This window comes from Mesorhizobium sp. M2C.T.Ca.TU.002.02.1.1 (genome assembly GCF_003997225.1).
In genome coordinates, this window is sequence record NZ_RZTO01000632.1 from 1 (window position 1) to 3,697 (window position 3,697).

A 3,697-nucleotide genomic window follows, 5' to 3' on the forward strand; every position below is an offset into this window, starting at 1 on the left:
CCCCACAGTCTTGGTCAACAGCGCCGCCGTCTCGGTGCCGGCCAAGCCAATGTCTCGGATGCTGCTCATGTGATTGGCCGCCACAAGGTTGGTTTGGGAAGCGCTTAGTCCTTGCTGTTGGAGACTATCTGTGAAGGTCGCGGCCCCGCGATGGAATGGCAGAGTTTCGTCGGCCCCGACCGCGACCTCGACCAGCACGGAGGGATCGAAGCGATGATTGATTGGCGAGTATCGCCTAACCTCTTCGTCGGTAATCGCGATCTCATTGGCGAGAAAAGAAGTCTGTAACGGCTTCAAATCGTAAATACCGCCCAACAGAAGCGCGCCTTTGATACCCGATGGCCGGCTGTCGTCGTCGAAGAGCATCGTCGCGAGATGTGCGCCGGCAGAATGGCCGCTAACGGTTAACATGGCGGGATCGCCGCCGTGGCTCGCGATGTGTTCATCAACCCATCGCCTGGCGCGGCGAACTTGGTCGACGATAGTTGCCATCCTCACCGCCGGCATCAGCGCGTAGCCCAGGAGGACCGCAATCGCTCCTGCGTTGGTTACAGTCTCGGCGACATAGGAATAGTCGCTTTTCGAGAACATGCGCCAGTAACCGCCGTGAATGAAGATATGCACCGGCAGCCGATCGCGTCCGCCTTCCGGGAAAAACAAGTCAAGGGTTTCGCTGCGGTCGGCTCCATAAGCCACATCGGCGACCATCGGGATTTTCGCCCTCGTCTCCGCGCTTCTGCGGCGGATCTCGTCCACTATGTCGTCGAACTCGGGGACGTGGTCGCGGGTGCGGAATGGATCTTTTGCCATCTCACTCATCAGATCGTCACGGCGATGTATTTCGCCTCCATGAACTCGGCTATGCCGTGCTTCTGGCCGCCCTCGCGCCCAAGCCCGCTCTGCTTGACCCCGCCGAACGGCGCGGCAGGGTCGGACATCAGACCGCGGTTGAGCGCGATCATGCCGGACTCGATCTTCGATGCCATGCGCATGCCCTTCGCGAGGTCGCGGGTATAGATATAGGCGGCAAGGCCATACTCGGTATCGTTCGCCTTTGCGATGACCTCGGCCTCTTGTTCGAAGCGGCTCACCGGTGCCACGGGGCCGAATATCTCCTCGTGAGCCATGGCAGCGTCGGCCGGCACGTCGCTCAACACCGTTGGCGGGTAGAAAAATCCCCTGCCTTCAGCGATCGTGCCGCCGCACAGGATCTTCGCGCCACGGGCAACCGCGTCCTGAACCAGCCGGTCGATCTTGTCCACAGCCTTCCTGGTAATCATCGGCCCGCATTCGGTCTCCGTGTCAGTGCCCGGGCCGACGGTCAGCGCCGCCATGCGCTTGCGCAGGCCTTCGACGAACGCATCATGAATGCCTGCCTGCGCGTAGAGCCTGTTCGCCGCCGTGCAGGCCTCGCCGGCGTTGCGCATCTTGGCGATCATCGCGCCGTCGAGCGCCGCCTCGAGATCGGCATCGTCGAGCACGATGAACGGCGCATTGCCGCCAAGTTCCATCGAGCAGGAAATGACGTGTTTCGCCGCCTCGGCGAGAAGCACGCGCCCAACGCCGGTCGAGCCGGTGAAGGACAGCTTCCGCACCCGCGGATCGGCCAGCATGGCTGCTGTTACCGGCCCCGGGCTCGAGGTGGTGATGACGTTGACGACGCCGGGCGGCACGCCGGCTTCCTCATAGAGGGCGGCAAGCGCGTAGGCTGTCAGCGGCGTCTCGCTGGCCGGCTTCAGAATGACGGTGCACCCCGCGGCAAGGGCTGGCGCGATCTTGCGCGTGGCCATCGCCGCCGGGAAATTCCATGGCGTTATCAGAACGCAAATGCCAATGGGCTGATAGTCGACCACGATCCGGTTCGTGCCCGACGGGGCAAGGCCGAACTCGCCGCTGATGCGAACCGCTTCCTCCGCGTTCCAACGGAAGAACTCGGCCGCGTAGGCGACTTCGCCGCGCGCGTCGCGCAGGGCTTTGCCGTTCTCCAGCGAAATCAACGCGGCCAAGGTGTCGGCACGTTCGCTCATCAGCTCGAAGCAGCGCCTCAGGATCTCCGATCGCTTGCGCGGCGGTGTTTCACGCCAGCCCGATGCTGCCGCTGCAGCCGCCTCCACCGCCGCCGCCGCGTCGGCCAGCGTCGCGTCCGGAACCGCGGCGATCACTGCTTCCGTCGAGGGATCGATCACTTCGATCACGCGTCCGTCGGATGAGGAGCGCCACTCACCGCCAATGTAAAGGCCGTGCGAAAAGGTATTGTAGTCGGACATGTCGGAATCCTGGTCAAGTAAGTCTGGAGAGATGTTCATGGTTTCGGATTCCTCCGTCACATCGCGCTGGCGGCCATGTCGCCCTCATAGGCGGCCCGGACCAAGTTTTGCATCGCCGCCATATCGAATGGACGGGGATTGTTCTTGATCAACCTGTCGATTCCGAGCGCCTGCTCGGCCGTCCAGTCGATCTTGTCCGCCGGAAGGCCAAGTTCGGCCAACGTCCGTGTGATGCCTATCGCGGCGAACAGCCGGGCGATCTCATCGATGGTCGCCTCCGCCAGGGCGGCGGCATTGCCGTCGTGGCAGGCCAAACCGAGAGCTGAGCCGATCTCGGCCATCTCCGCTGTCGCGGCGGCAAGGTTATAGCGCATCACATAGGGAAGCATCGTGGCGACGCCGAGGCCATGCGGCGTGTGGGTAAGCGCACCCACCGGATACTGCACGGCATGCGCAGCCGCCGTTCCCGCTGTGCCGAAGGCGCAGCCGGCGGCCAACGCTCCCATCATGACATCCGCGCGTGCGTCCTCGTTCGACCCGTCGCGATAGGCTGCTTCGAGGCTGCGGCCCAGGAGCCTGATCGCCAGAAGGGCGAAATGATCGGTCAGCGCGCTCTTGCCGACGAAGACATGGCGTTGCGGCAGATCGGCATCCGCACCGCGTTTTGCGGCGGTGAAAGCTTCGATCGCATGGGTCAGCGCGTCGGCGCCGGCGATGGCGGTCAGTGATGGGGGACAACTCGCTGTCAGGTCCGGGTCGCACAGCGCAACCGCGGCGATGAGATGCGGGCTGGAGATGCCGACCTTGAGCGTCCGCTCCGGATCCGAGATCACCGCTACGGGAGTGACTTCGGAGCCGGTGCCGGCCGTGGTCGGCACCGCGATAAGGGGAAGGGCAGGGCCCGGCACCTTGAACTCGCCATAGTAATCCTGGAGCTTGCCGCCATGGCTGATGAGCAGCCCGGCGCATTTGGCCATATCGAGGCAACTGCCGCCCCCGACGCCGATCACCATGTCCGGCCTGAACCCCTTCGCCTCCGCGATACAGGCGCCCACGCTGTCGCGCGGCACGTCCGGCAAGGTGCGGTCGTGGACGAGCGTGTCGATCCGGGCAGCCTTCAGCCCATCGAGCATCTCGATGAACTCGGACGTTCCGGCGAGCCGTTCGTCGGTGCAGATGAATGCGCGCCGGCCATATCGACCGGCAATGGCGGGCAGCGCATGGCGCTGACCTTTGCCGAAGAGAATTTCGCGCGGCAGGCGCGCGGCTGCAAAAAGGGTCATGGACTGAGATCTTTCGAAAGAGACTGATGGAAAAGTGTCGTGTTCATCGGTGGGGCCGCCTTCAGTTCGGAGGCCGGTGCTTTGTCGGCTTTGGTGCCCACGTCGTTGAATGCGGGCGACAGGTTTCTAGCCCATCCGTTCATATCC

The 3,697-nt window shown here is 63.7% G+C and carries 3 protein-coding genes; all 3 read right to left on the minus strand.

What is annotated here, in order from left to right; all coding sequences use genetic code 11:
* Positions 1-819, minus strand: an 819-nt coding sequence (locus tag EOD07_RS26440) for an alpha/beta hydrolase (protein WP_348627782.1), incomplete at its 3' end; no start/stop codon positions are given.
* Positions 819-2,306, minus strand: coding sequence for an NAD-dependent succinate-semialdehyde dehydrogenase (locus EOD07_RS26445; protein WP_127237509.1), 1,488 nt, complete (start codon positions 2,304-2,306; stop codon positions 819-821). The genes EOD07_RS26445 and EOD07_RS26440, both read right to left, overlap by 1 nt.
* A gap of 17 nt (positions 2,307-2,323) precedes the next feature.
* Positions 2,324-3,550, minus strand: coding sequence for an iron-containing alcohol dehydrogenase (locus tag EOD07_RS26450; RefSeq protein WP_127237510.1), 1,227 nt, complete (start codon positions 3,548-3,550; stop codon positions 2,324-2,326).
* Positions 3,551-3,697: the final 147 nt, after the last annotated feature.